Origin of the sequence: Lysinibacillus sp. LZ02 (assembly GCF_050613145.1) — a bacterium.
Lineage (GTDB): Bacteria > Bacillota > Bacilli > Bacillales_A > Planococcaceae > Lysinibacillus_B.
In genome coordinates this window covers 3,047,771-3,063,714 of sequence record NZ_CP192507.1, presented here as the reverse complement: position 1 = coordinate 3,063,714, position 15,944 = coordinate 3,047,771, and the positions used below count along the sequence as shown (strand labels likewise).

Genomic DNA, 15,944 nt, shown 5'->3' with positions numbered 1-15,944 from the left:
AATCATAGGTACAAATGTTTAGAATAACATAATACATAAGCGAACATATTTTTATTTTAAAAAGGATTGGAAGGGTTGTATGTCCTCATTGATGAAAGGTACGGCAATATTAACAGTCGGCCTATTTTTATCGAAAGTGCTTGGTCTCATTTATATTTTCCCGTTCTATGCGATTGTAGGGGAAGAAAATATCGGGCTATACCAATATGCCTATATTCCGTATAGTATTATGTTATCGATTGCCATTTCAGGGATTCCGCTTGCAGTATCCAAGTTTGTAGCGAAGTACAATGCAATGGGTGATTATGAAACGGGCAGAAGGTTACTTCGCTCGAGCACGAAATTAATGCTGTTAAGTGGTTTTATATCATTTTTATTCCTCTACGCAATGTCGACACCGGTTGCTCATCTCGTGATTAGCGATGAAGAGCAAATCTTTACAGTTGAAGAAGTGGCAGATGTTATTAAATGGGTGAGCTTTGCCTTAATTGTTGTACCATTTATGAGCTTGTTACGTGGTTTCTTTCAAGGTTATGGTCATTATTTACCGACATCTGTGTCACAACTTATTGAACAAATTGCACGCATTATTATTTTATTAGGTGGTTCATTTATCGTTGTCTTTTTGCTAGATGGAGATGTAACGACAGCGATTAACTTTGCGGTATTTGCTGCGTTTATCGGGGCGTTTGGTGGATTGTTCGTTCTTTCTTATTATTGGAAGAAACTAAAGCCCGAGTTTGATTTAAAGCTACAACAAGGCATCGCACCAGCAGAAAAAATACCGTTATCGGATTTATATCAGGAAATTTTGAAGTACTCGGTGCCGATTGTATTTGTTGGGTTGTCTAATCCGTTATTTCAAGCGGTCGATATGATTACATTTAACCGTACGATGGCATCGATTGGGCTTGCTGGAGTAACAGATACGTATTTTACGATGTTAAACTTTTTAACACATAAAATTGTTATTATTCCCGTAATGCTAGCAACAGGCTTCTCGGCAGCATTAATTCCAACGATTACGGAATATTATACACTTGGGAAGTATAACGCTTTACGACATGCGATGGATAAGACGTATCAAGTATTGTTATTTGTTACGGTACCTGCAGTAGTGGGAATTATGATACTCTCGCCTTATATTTATCATGTGCTTTATGAGGAAAGCGAGATGGGGGCAACTGTACTTGCCCATTATGCACCAGTGGCGATTTTGTTTGCCTTATTTGCTGTTACGGCTTCCTTATTACAAGGGATTGACTATCAAAAATGGATTGTTTTTAGTTTATTGTCCGGCGTTTTAACGAAGCTTGTACTAAATATTCCACTTATCAAGTGGCTACAAGTCGACGGCGCTATTTTAGCGACAGCAATCGGGTATGGGGTCACAATTAGTATTAATATTTACGTGATTCACAAAGCATTAGACTATCAATCGATTATGGTACGTCGGCGCGTTTTATTAATTTTTATTTTAACAGGACTCATGGCAGCATCGGTTGTTCTGGCAATTGCACTACTCAATACATTCTTATCACCACATACGAAATTAATGGCTGTTGTGTATTGTATCGTTGGTGTGAGTGTAGGAGGGGGCGTATACGGACTAGTTTCTTTCCGCATCGGCTTAGCGCAAAAATTACTTGGTGCAAGAGCAACAAAAATCGCTCATAAATTAGGGTTTAAATAGGAGGATGCGGCATGCGTTTAGATAAACTACTTGCGAACATGGGCTATGGTTCGCGAAAAGAAGTAAAACAATTATTAAAAGAAAAAGCAGTGACAATCGACGGCGCTGTTGTCAAAGATGCAGCGATGAAAGTAGATCCGGAGACGCAAGACGTATCGGTTTACGGTGAACGGGTTGTTTATACAGAGTTTATCTACTTAATGATGAATAAACCACCAGGTGTGATTTCGGCGACAGAAGATCGATATGATGAAACGGTGATCGATTTACTAGATCCGTTAGCGCAGCATTTTAAGCCGTTTCCTGTAGGAAGATTAGATAAGGATACAGAAGGCTTATTGCTTATTACGAATGATGGCAATTTAGCACATAATTTATTATCCCCGAAAAAGCATGTTCCGAAAACGTATTATGCAACAATTGAAGGGGTAGTTACGGAGGCGGATATTGAGGCATTCCGCAAAGGCGTTGAGCTAGATGACGGTTACGTGACGAAACCAGGAGAACTGGTCATTTTAACATCGGATGAGGTTTCTGAGATTGAGCTAACTATTCAAGAAGGGAAATTCCACCAAGTAAAGCGGATGTTTGAATCAGTTGATAAAAAAGTCACGTATTTAAAACGATTATCAATGGGTGCTCTTTTGTTGGATGAAACGCTTGAACTTGGTGATTATCGGGAATTAACAGAAGAAGAGCTAGGGGAATTATTGAAATAAATAACAAAGATGTTTCTGTTTTGTAAAGAAACATCTTTTTTCTTTTATATTAGTGCTAAAGTAAGGTATAATTAAAAATGTCGGAAAATAGAAAGTACTTTTGATGTTATATAGATAAATGGGGATATAGAACTTTATGAAGAGATTACAAATGAGATTGCTCTTATGTTTAATTGCTTTTTCTATTATTTTAGTATCTGTAGTAACATTTACAAATCGAGAATTATTGCGTAAGGATATAAAAGCAGAACAACAAAAAAGTTTGGAGCTGATTGAAAATCATATTTTGAGTGATATGAGAATAGTCGATAATGCCCATTATTATTTTGATTCTGTTGTATCCGACCAATTAGAAACAGAACTTCATAAAATGGCTAAGCTTTACGAGGAAAATCCTGATGTGCTTGAGTGGGATTTGGAAGCGTTAAAAGCACAGCATGGATACGAAATTTATATTTTAGATGAAACAAATACAGTGATACATACGACATTTACATCAGATTTAGGATTAAGTTTTTCTGCTTGTTGTAGTAAATTTTCTGCCGGCTTAGATAAGCGAAGACTATCTGGAGGATATTATTCAGACGCGATTAATATTTCAACGACTACAGGTGAATTATGGAAGTATAGTTATTTAGCTACGCCAGATAAGAAATATTTGTTGGAGCTTGGTTTGAATGCATCAAATGTTAATATTTTTCAAAAATTTAACTTTTTTAAAACAGCAACAGATTTAGTGAATAAGTATGATGACTTACTAGATGTGCGTATTTTAAATTCTGGCGGTTATTACTTAGATGCAAATCATGGAGAAGATTATAAGATTGAGCATCATACTGAACGGTTTAAAGAGGCTTATGAGAAGGCGCTAAAAACGATGGAACCTGTAGAATATACAGATCAATTAGAAAGCGGTTATAGGGAAATATCAAGGTTTATCCCCTATCAGGCAGAGCAAGTACGGGGGGCATCGACGAAACGTGTGATTTATATGAAATACGGGAATGGGAATGAACTAGCTTCGTTACAGCGGAATATACAACAATTTTGGGTGATTTTAGTCATTGCTATTATTACGTCATTAATTTTACTCATTGTAATTAGCGGTATTTTAACGAAAACGATTCGTCTAGCAGTATTTGATCCGCTAACAGGTGTGAATAATCGTGCCTCTTATGTAAATCTAATGGAAGAACTATTACGACGAAAACGGAAGGATAATGTAGGGCTTCTTTTAGTCGATTTAGATAATTTTAAACAAGTAAATGATCAATATGGACACATTGAAGGTGACCATGTTTTAGCTGAAACAGCTGCTATTTTAAAGAACGTAGTGAAAAAGGAAGGGACTGTAGCTCGCTTTGGCGGCGATGAATTTGCGATTGTATTACCGAATGCAACAGTTGACCGGATAGAAGCGATTGCCAATGATGTGTTACAAGCTTTTCGGGTGAAGAAGACTGGTACTGATGGAGCGTGGGAGATACTTTCGATTAGTATTGGTGGAGCACTACAAAAAGAGGAAATGGAAACGGAAACGATGCTCTTTGCACGTGCAGATAAGGCATTATATCAATCTAAAAATAGAGGAAAAGATTGCTATACAGTGTGTGGATTTGCGGATAAATAAAGAAATTTAAGCTAAAAAGAATGCTCCCCGACGAAAAGGAGCATTCTTTTTTATTGCATGGTTTGTTTTTTTGTTCTATGAAGTTAGCTTTACTTTTTTCTTCGTCGTTGTCCATTTACCTCGGCTTGGGCTCATAACCAAGTCGTTGAAGGCTAACACATTCAAATCTCTTTGAATGGTGCGAGGAGTGATGTTAAACTCTTCGACTAAATCCTGTGTAGACACTTCCCCTTTATCAAGAATAAACATATACACGTCTTTAATACGATTAAGCATTCTATCAGTAGTTGGTTTCATCATTTAATGAACCACTCCTTCATCTTAATTCTCATGGCAAAGACTAGCGGACGACAAGTTGTGCTGGGTGCACAAAGGCTTTAAATTTCTGCCTTAGACAGCCCCTTTTCATATTAAATTTTATCAGAACAAATATTCTGACAAGATTATTATAGCGAAAAATCGATAAAATTTCTATATATTGTGTGTAAATATTAGAAAATTTACATTGACAACACAATTTTCAATAGATTTACCCGAATAAAAATGTAAAGTTAGTTTATTTCGGGTATGAAAGTTGTAATCTTAAGAAATAAGAGTAAAATAGCGATATTAGAAATTGAGGTGTTATAAATGGATTGGTTAAAGTTAGCGAAGGAACGAGAAGACGAGTTGTTAAATGAGCTTCGTGAATTGTTGCAAATTGAGAGTGTATTAAATGAAGAACAAGCAACACCAGATGCACCGTTTGGACCAGGCCCACTACAAGCACTACAGTTTATGTTAAATAAAGGGCAACAAGAAGGCATGACCGTAAAAAATATTGACAATATGGCTGGACATATTGAAATGGGAGAAGGAGAAGAACTGCTCGGTATTTTATGTCATGTCGATGTGGTGCCAGCAGGGAATCCTTCGATGTGGACATATCCACCATTTGAAGGACGAATTGTTGATGGAAAGCTGTACGCACGTGGGGCAATCGATGACAAAGGGCCAACAATGGCAGCATGGCTTGCGATGAAAATGGTGAAAGATGCCGGTATTACGTTAACTAAACGTGTCCGCATGATTATTGGTACGGATGAGGAAAGCGGTTTCCGCTGTGTGCATCGTTATTTTGAAACAGAAGAAATGCCGACGATCGGGTTTGCTCCAGATGCAGACTTTCCGTTAATTAATGCTGAAAAAGGGATTGCTCATCTCGTATTGACACAGAAGCTAGCACCAGATGTAGAGGAAGTACTTCTTTCATTTGAGGCTGGTAAGCGCACGAATATGGTACCTGACACAGCTACTGCAGTGCTTAAACAAGCATCAGAACAAATTAGTGCGAAGTTTCAGAAGTTTTTATCACAAAATAGCACAGAAGGTACTTTAAATTTAGAAGGTGACCGCTATATAATAACTATTAAAGGAAAATCTGCGCATGCAATGGAGCCAGAGCAAGGTCGCAATGCTGCTGTATTACTTGCGAAGTTTTTAAAATCCGAGCTACGTATAGGGGCAGGTGCTGAGTTCGTTCGCTTCATCACAGAGGTGTTTGATGGCGACCACACCGGTTCTGTACTTGGATTTCAATATCGGGATGAGATGTCAGGGGAGACGACGTTAAACCCTGGTATTGTAACATTTGGTGAACAAGGTGGCATAATTGAAGTAAGTATGCGCTACTCTGTTACGTATCCGTTTGACGAGAAAATGACGGATATACAAGCACGTATGATAGAAACACCGTTTACGCTTGATATAGCGGGAAATTCTAAGCCGCATTATGTATCGGAAGATGATGACCTTGTACAAACGCTTCTTTCTGTGTATCAAAAGCATACAAATGATTTTTCGAAAGTTTTATCGACCGGTGGCGGTACGTATGCACGCGTATTAAAAAAAGGCGTTGCATTCGGCATGCTATATCCAGGAGAACCGGATGTAGCACACCAAGCAGATGAATATGTTGTAGTAGACAATTTAGTGAAAGCCGCTGCTATTTATGCAGAAGCCATTGTTAAATTAGCTAGTAAATAAATCTTAGAAGAGAAAAGGATGAGTACAGGTGGGTTACAGTTTATGGAATGACCGCATCGTAGCGGACAATGAGGTAGTAGTAGATAAAGAAGATCGCGGTTATCAGTTTGGTGACGGCGTATATGAAGTAGTCAAAGTATACAACGGACAATTATTTACATTAGAAGAGCACGTAGAACGTTTCTACGCTAGTGCAGAAAAAATTAAAATTACAATTCCTTATACAAAAGACAAGCTGTATACATTGCTTCATCAATTAGTAGAAGCAAACGAGATTAATACAGGTCATATTTATTTCCAAATTACACGCGGTGCTTGCCCGCGTAATCATATTTTCCCTGGCGATGATGTAGTGCCAGTATTAACAGGGAATGCCAAAGAAAATCCACGTCCGGTGGCAAACTTTGAAAACGGTGTAAAAACAACGTTTGTAGAAGATATTCGTTGGTTACGTTGTGATATTAAATCGTTAAATCTTTTAGGTGCTGTACTTGCAAAGCAGGAAGCGCATGAAAAAGGGTGCTACGAAGCGATTTTACACCGTGGAGAAACAGTAACAGAAGGTTCATCTTCTAATATTTATGGTGTGAAAGATGGCGTTCTTTACACACACCCAGCAGATAACTTCATTTTAAATGGTATTACACGCCAAGTTATTTTAAAATGTGCTGAAGAGATTGGCCTACCAGTAAAAGAAGAAGCTTTCACAAAAGAGCAACTGCTTGCGATGGATGAAGTCATTGTATCTTCAACAACTTCAGAAGTGACACCGGTTATTGATATCGACGGTACAGCAATTGGTGGCGGTAAGCCAGGTGAGTGGACACGTAAATTACAAGCACAATTTGATACAAAAATTCCACAGCCAATTCAAGCATAATAAGTATGAAGGTAGAGGGGCTCTTATAGCGACCTCTACTTTTTTCATGTAGAATAATAAAAAGCTATAATTAGGAAAAAATGGGGAGTGTGTATATGGCTCAATTAGTGAAGCTACAAGATTATATTTCACGCTATCAAATCGATTTAGCTCGTTACCCAACACAATTTATTCGATTGAAAAAAGGGCAGTGGGAGCGCGTAAAATATCAATGGCAGACAGGTGGAGACATTGGGCAATGGGAACATATAGAGGTCGAAGCTGAAGAAGTTCCAATAGAAAAATCACGTTTCTCTTTTTTAAAAAAATTACTACCAAATCGTGCAAAAGAAGACGAGAAAAATGAGGATGTTGAATCAGTAGATGTTTCAACGGAGCTGGATGAAGACTATATTCCAGAGGAAGAAACAACGCTTCATTTTGAACCGAATATTGTATATAACCCTCAAACAGTTGCTGAATTAAAGCATATGTTTATGGATCAATTTTTTCATTTCCAAATGAAGTGGGCTAGCTCGACATTACGTGAAAAATCATATGTAGACCCGAAATTTATGCGTGATACGTTGCTTCGTTCATTATTGCAAACGTTACCGGACAGCTATTTAATTTTTTACCGTCCGATTTTACGTTTAAAGAAAGCTCCCATTGAACTGGAAATTATTATTCTGACACCAACAGAGTGTTATATCGTCAAAGTGTTGGAGGAGGAGAATCAAGCAGTTTACATAGGTGGTGGGGAGCGTTTCTGGACGAAAAAAGTAGGGAAGCTTGATAAAAAAACGCTTAGCCCAATCATTGATTTAAATCGGACCGAGACAATCGTAACGCGATTATTCCAAGAAGAAGGAATTGAAATCCCTATTCGAAAAGTCATTTTATCACGCAATGGTTATATTGATTATCCGAGTACGGTGTACGGGTTACAGTTTATTGATAAACGGAAGTTCCCACAATGGATGGAGCAGTTAAAACGATCTGTTTCTCCAATGAAGCATATGCAAATCCGTGCAGCACAAGCCATTTTAAAATCTGCTGAGACAACCTCCTTCCATCGTGATATTTGGCATGTAGAGGCATCAAAAGAGCAGTGAAGCTAGCGTTTATCATTAATGAATTTGCTGGCAACGGTAAAGGGCGTCGCATATGGAAAAATATCGAACGTAAGCTAACGGTACCGTATGAAGCATATATCTCACATTATCCAAAACATGCATTTGTGCTCGCTTGTGAGTTAGCTGAACGTGCGATAAATGATAAACAACAAGTATTATTGATTGTCATTGGTGGAGATGGGACAGTGCACGAAGTAGTAAATGGTTGTGTAAATTGTAACTATATTATACTTGGGAATATACGTGCAGGTTCGGGGAATGACTTTGCACGTGGCTTTTTCGCATTTCGCAATGTACAGGAGATTGCATCGTTTTTGCACAAGCCAAACGTGAGAAAAATTGATATTGGTCACATACAGTGTCCGAATGAACATTTTTTTGTGAACAACTGCGGGATAGGTTTTGATGCATTTGTCGGTATAAAAGCAAATGAGTCAAATATAAAGAAATGGTTGAATAAAATAGGGATGGGTAAACTGAGCTATGTGTATTATGTCGTGTTAGGACTGTTCATGTTTAAGCCGTTTTCGTTAACAGTACAGCATGGGGGGCAGACGTTGCACTATGATCAAGTATGGTTTGCGACTGTGAGTAATCAACCTTATTTTGGTGGGGGAATGAAAATTTCACCTGATTCCATTGCGACAGATGGCAAATTAGAGTTAACAATTGTACATAAATTATCTAGGCTAAAGTTTATAGCGATATTCATGACTGTATTTTTGGGCGTACATACGCGTTTTTCAGAGGTTGTACAGATGAGCGGACAAACGTTTCGATTTCAAGGTGATCGTATGTTACCGTGTCACGCAGATGGTGAAGAAATAAAAAATCCGGGGTTGGAGTTTAACGTAAATGTCCATCATGCAGTAATAAAAATAGCGGAAAGATTATCGGATTAAAGCAAAAGGAAGAGAATTACGCTATAATAGCAAATAGATGTAAGTTATAGAAAAGAGGAAACAAAAGTGAGATTAAGAAATAAGCCTTGGGCGTTAGAGTATATTAATGAGCATACAGATGTGATCATTCCTAATCCTGAGGACTATCAAGGTAAGTGGCATGAAGTATTTGGCAATAACAATCCTGTGCACATTGAAGTAGGTACAGGAAAAGGACAATTTGTGCTAGGCATGGCAAAGCAAAATCCCGATATTAACTATATTGGAATCGAGCTATTCGATAGCGTAATTGTATGTGCTTTAGAGCGTATTGTCGAAGCAGAAAAGCCAGCAAACTTACGCCTATTAAAAGTAAACGGGGCGAAGTTACAAGAGTATTTTACAAAGGGCGATGTAGCTCGCGTGTATTTGAATTTCTCGGATCCTTGGCCAAAAACGCGTCATGCAAAGCGCCGTTTAACGCATGAAGGGTTCTTGAAGTTATATGAGTCGGTTTTAATCGATAACGGTGAAATTCATTTCAAAACAGATAACCGCGGATTATTCGAGTATTCTTTAGTGAGCATGAATCAGTATGGGATGCGTTTAAATTATGTATCATTAGATTTACACGCTGAAATGCCCGAGGATAATATCATGACAGAGTATGAAGAAAAGTTTTCGGCTAAAGGTCAACCGATTTATCGATTAGAATCGCAATTTTTAAATAAATAGTATTAAGGGGGATGTAGGGATGGATGAATTAGTATTTCACAACATGAAACTTACTTGGTTAAATGGGGGCGTAACAGCGCTAGATGGTGGTGCGATGTTTGGGGTTGTACCAAAGGCGCTATGGTCACGTAAGTATCCTGTAAATGATAAAAATCAAATTGAATTAGCTTGTGAGCCAATTTTAGTGCAGTATGAAGGGAAAAATTATTTAATTGATACTGGGGTAGGATTTGGCAAGTTAAATGAAAAACAGCTTCGTAATTACGGTGTATCAGAAGAGTCCACTATTTTTGAAAGCCTGCAAGAGCTTGGGTTAAAGACAGGGGATATTGATGCGGTTTTAATGACGCATATGCATTTTGATCATGCGGGTGGTTTAACTTATTGGGAAGGTGAGACGCTTGTTCCAACATTCCCGAATGCAACGATTTACGTGACACAACTAGAATGGGATGAAATGCGTAATCCGAACATGCGCTCACGTAATACGTATTGGAAAGAAAATTGGGAACCAGTACAACATCTTGCGAAACCGTATGAAGGTGAGCTTGAAGTAGCTCCAGGGATTAAACTGATTCATACAGGGGGCCATAGTGAAGGACATGCTATTATTCGTTTAGAGCAAAATGGCGAAGTGTTATTACATATGGCGGACATTATGCCGACACATGCGCATCAAAATCCATTATGGGTCATGGCATATGACGATTATCCAATGACAAGCGTATTTGCGAAAGAGCGTATTATGAAAGAAGCGTTTGAGAATGGCTATAAATTCATTTTCTATCATGATGCATACTACCGCATGCTTCAGTGGGATGCGACAGGAAAAGAAGTAGTAGACAGCTTAAAGCGCTCAAACGAAGCGTTCATTCAATTTAGTTAAATAAATGACCGTGCTTTTCTTATAAAGAGCACGGTTTTTTTAGTTCTTAAGGAAATCCGCTAGGTTACATTTTTATGTCAAAAAGAAGGGGCTGTTCAATGTTGAACGGCCCCCTTTAATATTTATAAAAAACGATTATGCTCCTGAGGTGTCTCGCAATAACTTTAGACGCCCCTTAGCTAACTAGCTGAAGATCTACAACAGCCCCTGTACGAGCATCGGCCGCAAATTCATATGTTTCCATTTCACCGTCTTTCATACGAGAAATGCCACCACGGTAAACAGGGATGGCTGTAAAACCATTTGTGAAGTTTTCGGTTTTCATGTAAATCCATGAGCCGTCAATCGGTGAGTCCTTTTTAAAGTCCTCTTTAATATTTTCTAAAATTTCATTGGCCGATTTATAAGGTGACACTTTTTCTGTTACTTCTTTAATGATAACTGCTGCAGCCAAGCCTGTTACGACTCCCAACATAAAATCACGTAATTTCATCCTAAGCCCCTCCTTCATCTCTTTTTACTTTACCATAAGTGAAAAAAGTTGTAAAAAACAACCTATTGCTCATAATGAGTAAATTCCAAAATATATATTACCATTTGAGTAACCGTTGCTTTCCGCTCCGGCACTCGCTTTCCACGGGCGAGATCAAGCCTCCTCGTCGCTCCTGCTTCGCTCCTGCTTCGCTCCTGCTTCGCTCCTGCTTCGCTCCTGCGGGGTCTGGATTGTCTCGCTTTTCCCATAGGAAGCTTTGCACCTGCCGCTTCACTTCCGGTGCAGAAAAACATTGCTCTGTAGCGAAAGGCGTATGCCGTCAGCTACACGCTCGTGCCTCCGCTACAAGTAACTATTGTTGAATACAATAATCAGTTGCTAAAAATAAAGAAAGATTCTCATTCATTACGTTAGAGACTGGGCGATAATACGTGCAAATGAAAAGAAAATGATTTCTTTTAGAGAATATAAATGTTTTTCGAGCATATCGAGAAGTATTCACTTTTGCCGTAGCGCGCCATAGCCACAGGAGCCAAGCGCTTTACTTTGCGACGAAAGCGTAGCGTCAGGAGCAGGAACAGGAGATCCAAACAGGCCGCGCCTGTTTTAGCTCCTGTGTAGGCTGTGGCAAAGCGCGGAGGCTATGCTACTACTTTCTTTTAATACCGCTTACTATTTAATTGGTGTTTTTAGGATGTATTTTTGCTCATTGCGAGCCATTGATAAGAATTTTGATAGCAGTTTAACTACCGTATTTTGTTCGGATTACGAAATATAAAGCGGTTGTGTTATAATAAAAATACATATTAACGATGAGGAGTTGTCTACAAAATGAATCAAGAGACAATGCAACTGTTTAAAACGTTGACTGAGCTTCCAGGTGCCCCAGGTGATGAGCGTGCAGTACGCAATTTTATGCGGTCTGAGCTTGAGAAATATTCAGATGAAATCGTCCAAGATCATTTAGGCGGTATTTTTGGTGTACGCTATGCACAAAAGCAAGATGCACCCAAAATTTTAGTAGCTGGTCATATGGATGAAGTAGCATTTATGGTTACTTCGATTACTGATAACGGCATGATTCGTTTCCAAACGCTTGGCGGTTGGTGGAACCAAGTAATGTTGGCGCAACGCGTGATGGTGTACACGAAAGACGGTGAAATTCCAGGTGTACTTGCATCCATTCCACCACATCTTTTAACTGATGCAGAGCGCGCGAAACCGATGGATATTAAAAATATGTTGATTGATATTGGTGCGGATAGTAAAGAAGATGCGATGAAGATAGGTGTACGTCCAGGACAATCGATTCTGCCGATTTGCCCATTTACACCAATGGCAAACCCTAAAAAGATTATGGCAAAAGCATGGGATAACCGTTATGGTTGTGGGCTTGCGATTGAGCTGCTAAAAGAATTAAAAGATCAACCGGTATCGAGTCATGTATACTCAGGGGCGAATGTGATGGAGGAAGTAGGTCTTCGCGGCGCTCAAGTATCAGCTAATATGATTAAGCCAGATTTATTTTTTGCATTAGACGCTTCCCCAGCAAATGATACATCCGGTGATAAAAAACAATTCGGTCAGCTTGGAAAAGGACCGTTGCTTCGAATTTATGATCCAACAATGGTAATGCACCGTGGCATGCGTGAATTTATTTTAGATACAGCTGAATCGAATCATATTCCATATCAGTATTTTGTCTCGCAAGGCGGCACAGACGCAGGGCGTGTGCATACGGCGAACGATGGTATTCCATCAGCTGTTATTGGTATTTGCTCACGTTATATTCATACGGCAGCTTCTATCATCCATGTTGATGATTATGCCGCTGCGAAAGAATTATTAGTAAAGCTTGTACAATCAGCAGATCAATCCACAATCGACTCCATTCGTTCGAATGTATAACATAACTAGCTGTGGGTTGTTTATGCACTTGCATTTTGAAGAGAATATCCATAATTTTCATATATAAAAAAAGATGCCCACTTGAAGGGCATCTTTTTTGCGGTTAAAATAGTCAAAGTGATGTGATCTACAAAGAGATGATTGTATGGATAAGTTAAATTTATTTTTTACAGAAGCCAGTGTAAATTGTTTGTGGTAATTTAAGTAAATTATATCCCTTGAAATGTAATATAAAAATACATGGAGATGAACGGCTTGTTAATAGCGATTGGAACTAAAAATAAAGCGAAAACAGCGGCAGTTGAAACAATTGCAGCTCAATACTTTGACAATAGTGTATTTGAATATGTCAGTGTACCATCGGGTGTATCTGAACAACCATTTTCAGATGCTGAAACACGGCAAGGTGCCATTAATCGTGCGCTCAATACACGTAAGGCGACCAATGCAGATTTGAGCTTCGGTTTAGAAGGTGGTGTCTATGAAATGGATGGCATGATGTATTGTTGTAACTGGGGGGCAGTGGCATTAAAAGATGGAACAGTTATTTCGAGTTCTGGCGCTTCATTTGTATTACCGCAAGAAATTGCTGTAAAATTGCGTGCTGGTGAAGAGCTTGGCCCTGTCATGGATACCTTTACAAAAACAAAGGATACTCGCCATCACGTAGGCGCCATCGGTATTTTTACAGACGGATTAATCGATCGTCAGGTAATGTTTGAACATATTGTTACACTTCTAATTGGTCAAGTACTCTATTATTTGAAACAGTAAGCATCATTTTTGCGTTTTGATTAGTAGAAATTTTAAAATAAATAGCGGAGAAGAAAGTGAGGGAGCGTATGATGAATCGGAAATGGATTCATTTTATTTGGATAAGTTTAATGTTATTAGTGCTAACTGGTTGTGGAAAAACGGTAGAGGAACAAATTACAGAAGGCGTTACACTCGCAGCGACAACTTTTGAAGCGCAGTCGGTACAGCCGACAACCGAAATTGGTAAAATTAAAGTCTATTTACCAACTGGCTATAAAGTAGAAGAAGGCGCGAATGAAATGAATTATATTTTCTCAAAAGGAAAAGATTCATTTATTTTATTCGTTAATACAATTGAAGCAGAAGATAGTCGTTTACATTATGAGAATTTAATCAATGATTCAACTTTAAAAGTTAAAGAAAAAGAGACATTTGAATTTGAAGAGGCTTTTGGTTTTACGGCGGTGATTGAACATAGTGAAGAAGAGTACGAGCTTGTTGTGTCAAGTGGTGGCGTAAAAATGACAACGATTTCAGCGGATAAAAAAATCGATGAGAAATTAATTGGAATGATGGAAATTGTTCGTTCTGTACAAGTGCAATAATCGTACAAAGGGAATAATTTTTGATACAATAGCATGTAAATACAAGTGACGGTTCACTTTTGTGAGCCGTTATTTCTATGTAAGGAAGTGATTACTTGAAATCCTCACAATTAGTAACAGAGTTAAAAAAGCGACTAGGCGAAGAACAGTTTGACTGGGCATTTGATCAAGAGAAAGATCAGGTACGTTTAGAGCATAAAATACTTGGGCGCGGCATGAATATTTCATTGCCAGAAATTTTAGCGAAATATGCACAAAAGAAAGACGCAGCGATTGTTGACGTTGTTTATACAATCGAACAAACATTTAAAGCGATGGAACGTGAGCAAGCAGAAGGGTTTGAAGGATTAGCACAAGTGTATCCGATTATTCGTTCCGCTTCCTTTTCGAAAAATTCAAAAGAGGGCAGTCCATTTGTTACAACAGAGCATACAGCGGAAACACGCATTTTTTATGCGCTAGACATGGGGACAACCTATCGCTTAATCGATGAATCCATGTTACCGAAATTAGGCGTCACAGCAGAACAAGTACGTGAGGCAGCCCGTTTTTCTGTGAAGAAATTACGAACTGATGTCAAGCGTGATGAAGTAGCAGGCAGTATTTTTTATTTTGTCAATCATAATGATGGCTATGATGCGAGTCGTATTTTAAATGAAGGATTCCTCAAGGAGATGCGTCAAAAGATTGAGGGGGATATGACCGTATCCGTGCCACACCAAGATGTGCTAATTATAGGTGATATTCGGTCAGAAGTAGGGTATGATGTATTAGCGCAGCTTACAATGCATTATTTCACGGTTGGCAATGTGCCAATCACTTCACTGTCGTTCGTCTATGAGGACGGCAAGTTGGAGCCGATCTTTATTTTAGCAAAAAACAAAGTAACAAAGGAGCAAGAAAAGAAATGAACGTAGCTTATAACAAACAATATGTTGGTGACGTATTATTAGTCCAATTAGCAACTGAAGCTATTGTAAAAACAGTTGTAGAGAAAAAAGGCGATATCGTTATTTTAAAAGAAGAAGCAACAGGGGAAGTAAAGGGCTTTAATTTATTTAATGCTAGCAAATATGTAGCACTTGACGTACAAGGCAATGTGGAAGTGACACCTGAACTAGTAGAGAAATTAAAAGCGGCTATTCACGAAAATGGCGCTGATATTTCGCTAGATGTAGACTTCTCTCCGAAATTTGTTGTTGGTTTTGTAGAGGAAAAGGAAAAGCATCCAAATGCTGATAAATTAAGTGTTTGTAAAGTAAATGTTGGCGACGACACATTACAAATTGTATGTGGTGCACCAAATGTGGAAGCAGGTCAAAAAGTAGTTGTAGCGAAAATTGGTGCTGTCATGCCATCAGGTTTACTCATTAAAGCAGGTAACTTACGTGGTGTTGATTCATTCGGGATGCTTTGTTCAGCACGTGAGCTAGCGGTTCCAGGTGCACCAGAAGTGAAAGGTATTTTAGTATTAGAAGAGGATGCAGAAGTAGGTTCGCCGTTCGTAGCACCAACTAAATAATCATAAGGCTAGTACAGGGATTTTTTTACTGTACTAGCTTTTTCTTTTAGAAATATATTGTGATATGCTTTTTATGACAAAATTTTCTTACGTTAT

16 protein-coding genes are annotated in these 15,944 nt (G+C 38.5%); 14 read left to right on the top strand and 2 right to left on the bottom strand.

Annotated elements, in window-relative coordinates; translation table 11 throughout:
* Positions 1–79: 79 nt before the first annotated feature.
* From ACQQ2I_RS14840 to ACQQ2I_RS14830, 3 genes are all read left to right on the top strand, one after another.
* Positions 80–1,693 carry a putative polysaccharide biosynthesis protein gene (locus ACQQ2I_RS14840; protein WP_431027569.1) on the top strand — a complete coding sequence of 538 codons (1,614 nt, stop codon included), beginning with the start codon at positions 80–82 and terminating at the stop codon, positions 1,691–1,693.
* 11 nt (positions 1,694–1,704) lie between these two features.
* Entirely contained in the window at positions 1,705–2,412 is a 708-nt protein-coding gene (locus ACQQ2I_RS14835) for a pseudouridine synthase (protein ID WP_431027568.1), read from the top strand.
* Positions 2,413–2,548: 136 nt separating this feature from the next.
* A complete protein-coding gene (locus ACQQ2I_RS14830; protein WP_431027567.1) occupies positions 2,549–4,042 on the top strand; it encodes a GGDEF domain-containing protein in 1,494 nt (497 codons plus the stop codon).
* Positions 4,043–4,117: 75 nt separating this feature from the next.
* On the opposite strand, the gene ACQQ2I_RS14825 is transcribed toward ACQQ2I_RS14830, so the two are convergent.
* The gene (locus tag ACQQ2I_RS14825; RefSeq protein WP_391369330.1) at positions 4,118–4,339 is read right to left on the bottom strand and encodes a DeoR family transcriptional regulator; all 222 of its coding nucleotides are present in this window, start codon (positions 4,337–4,339) and stop codon (positions 4,118–4,120) included.
* A 333-nt stretch (positions 4,340–4,672) separates the two neighbouring features.
* On the opposite strand from ACQQ2I_RS14825, the gene pepV reads away from it, so the two are divergent.
* The 6 genes from pepV (at position 4,673) to ACQQ2I_RS14795 (ending at position 10,564) form a co-directional block, all read left to right on the top strand.
* A complete protein-coding gene (gene pepV / locus ACQQ2I_RS14820) occupies positions 4,673–6,067 on the top strand; it encodes a dipeptidase PepV (protein ID WP_431027566.1) in 1,395 nt (464 codons plus the stop codon).
* Between the two features lie 28 nt (positions 6,068–6,095).
* Complete coding sequence (gene dat / locus ACQQ2I_RS14815; protein WP_431027565.1) at positions 6,096–6,947, top strand: D-amino-acid transaminase; 852 nt, start codon at positions 6,096–6,098, stop codon at positions 6,945–6,947.
* Between the two features lie 95 nt (positions 6,948–7,042).
* Positions 7,043–8,041, top strand: a complete 999-nt coding sequence (locus ACQQ2I_RS14810) for a nuclease-related domain-containing protein (RefSeq protein ID WP_431027564.1) — start codon at positions 7,043–7,045, stop codon at positions 8,039–8,041.
* A complete protein-coding gene (locus tag ACQQ2I_RS14805) occupies positions 8,038–8,964 on the top strand; it encodes a diacylglycerol/lipid kinase family protein (protein WP_431027563.1) in 927 nt (308 codons plus the stop codon). The genes ACQQ2I_RS14810 and ACQQ2I_RS14805 overlap by 4 nt, the downstream gene beginning before the upstream one ends.
* Positions 8,965–9,030: 66 nt before the next feature.
* Positions 9,031–9,678 carry a tRNA (guanosine(46)-N7)-methyltransferase TrmB gene (gene trmB / locus ACQQ2I_RS14800; RefSeq protein ID WP_431027562.1) on the top strand — a complete coding sequence of 216 codons (648 nt, stop codon included), beginning with the start codon at positions 9,031–9,033 and terminating at the stop codon, positions 9,676–9,678.
* A gap of 19 nt (positions 9,679–9,697) precedes the next feature.
* On the top strand, positions 9,698–10,564 hold the full coding sequence (locus tag ACQQ2I_RS14795) for a YtnP family quorum-quenching lactonase (protein WP_431027561.1): 867 nt from the start codon (positions 9,698–9,700) through the stop codon (positions 10,562–10,564).
* 175 nt (positions 10,565–10,739) lie between these two features.
* Here the strand turns inward: ACQQ2I_RS14795 and ACQQ2I_RS14790 are convergent, their stop codons facing one another.
* Positions 10,740–11,057: a hypothetical protein gene (locus ACQQ2I_RS14790; protein ID WP_391368515.1), complete on the bottom strand. Its 318-nt coding sequence runs from the start codon at positions 11,055–11,057 to the stop codon at positions 10,740–10,742.
* Positions 11,058–11,888: 831 nt separating this feature from the next.
* On the opposite strand from ACQQ2I_RS14790, the gene ACQQ2I_RS14785 reads away from it, so the two are divergent.
* The 5 genes from ACQQ2I_RS14785 (at position 11,889) to ytpR (ending at position 15,848) form a co-directional block, all read left to right on the top strand.
* Positions 11,889–12,965 carry a M42 family metallopeptidase gene (locus tag ACQQ2I_RS14785; RefSeq protein WP_431027560.1) on the top strand — a complete coding sequence of 359 codons (1,077 nt, stop codon included), beginning with the start codon at positions 11,889–11,891 and terminating at the stop codon, positions 12,963–12,965.
* A gap of 255 nt (positions 12,966–13,220) precedes the next feature.
* Entirely contained in the window at positions 13,221–13,739 is a 519-nt protein-coding gene (locus ACQQ2I_RS14780) for a DUF84 family protein (RefSeq protein ID WP_431027559.1), read from the top strand.
* 68 nt (positions 13,740–13,807) lie between these two features.
* Entirely contained in the window at positions 13,808–14,326 is a 519-nt protein-coding gene (locus ACQQ2I_RS14775) for a hypothetical protein (protein WP_431027558.1), read from the top strand.
* Positions 14,327–14,421: 95 nt separating this feature from the next.
* Complete coding sequence (locus ACQQ2I_RS14770; protein ID WP_431027557.1) at positions 14,422–15,237, top strand: DUF1444 domain-containing protein; 816 nt, start codon at positions 14,422–14,424, stop codon at positions 15,235–15,237.
* Positions 15,234–15,848, top strand: coding sequence for a YtpR family tRNA-binding protein (gene ytpR / locus ACQQ2I_RS14765; protein ID WP_431027556.1), 615 nt, complete (start codon positions 15,234–15,236; stop codon positions 15,846–15,848). Before ACQQ2I_RS14770 ends, ytpR begins: the two co-directional genes overlap by 4 nt.
* Positions 15,849–15,944 lie beyond the last annotated feature (96 nt).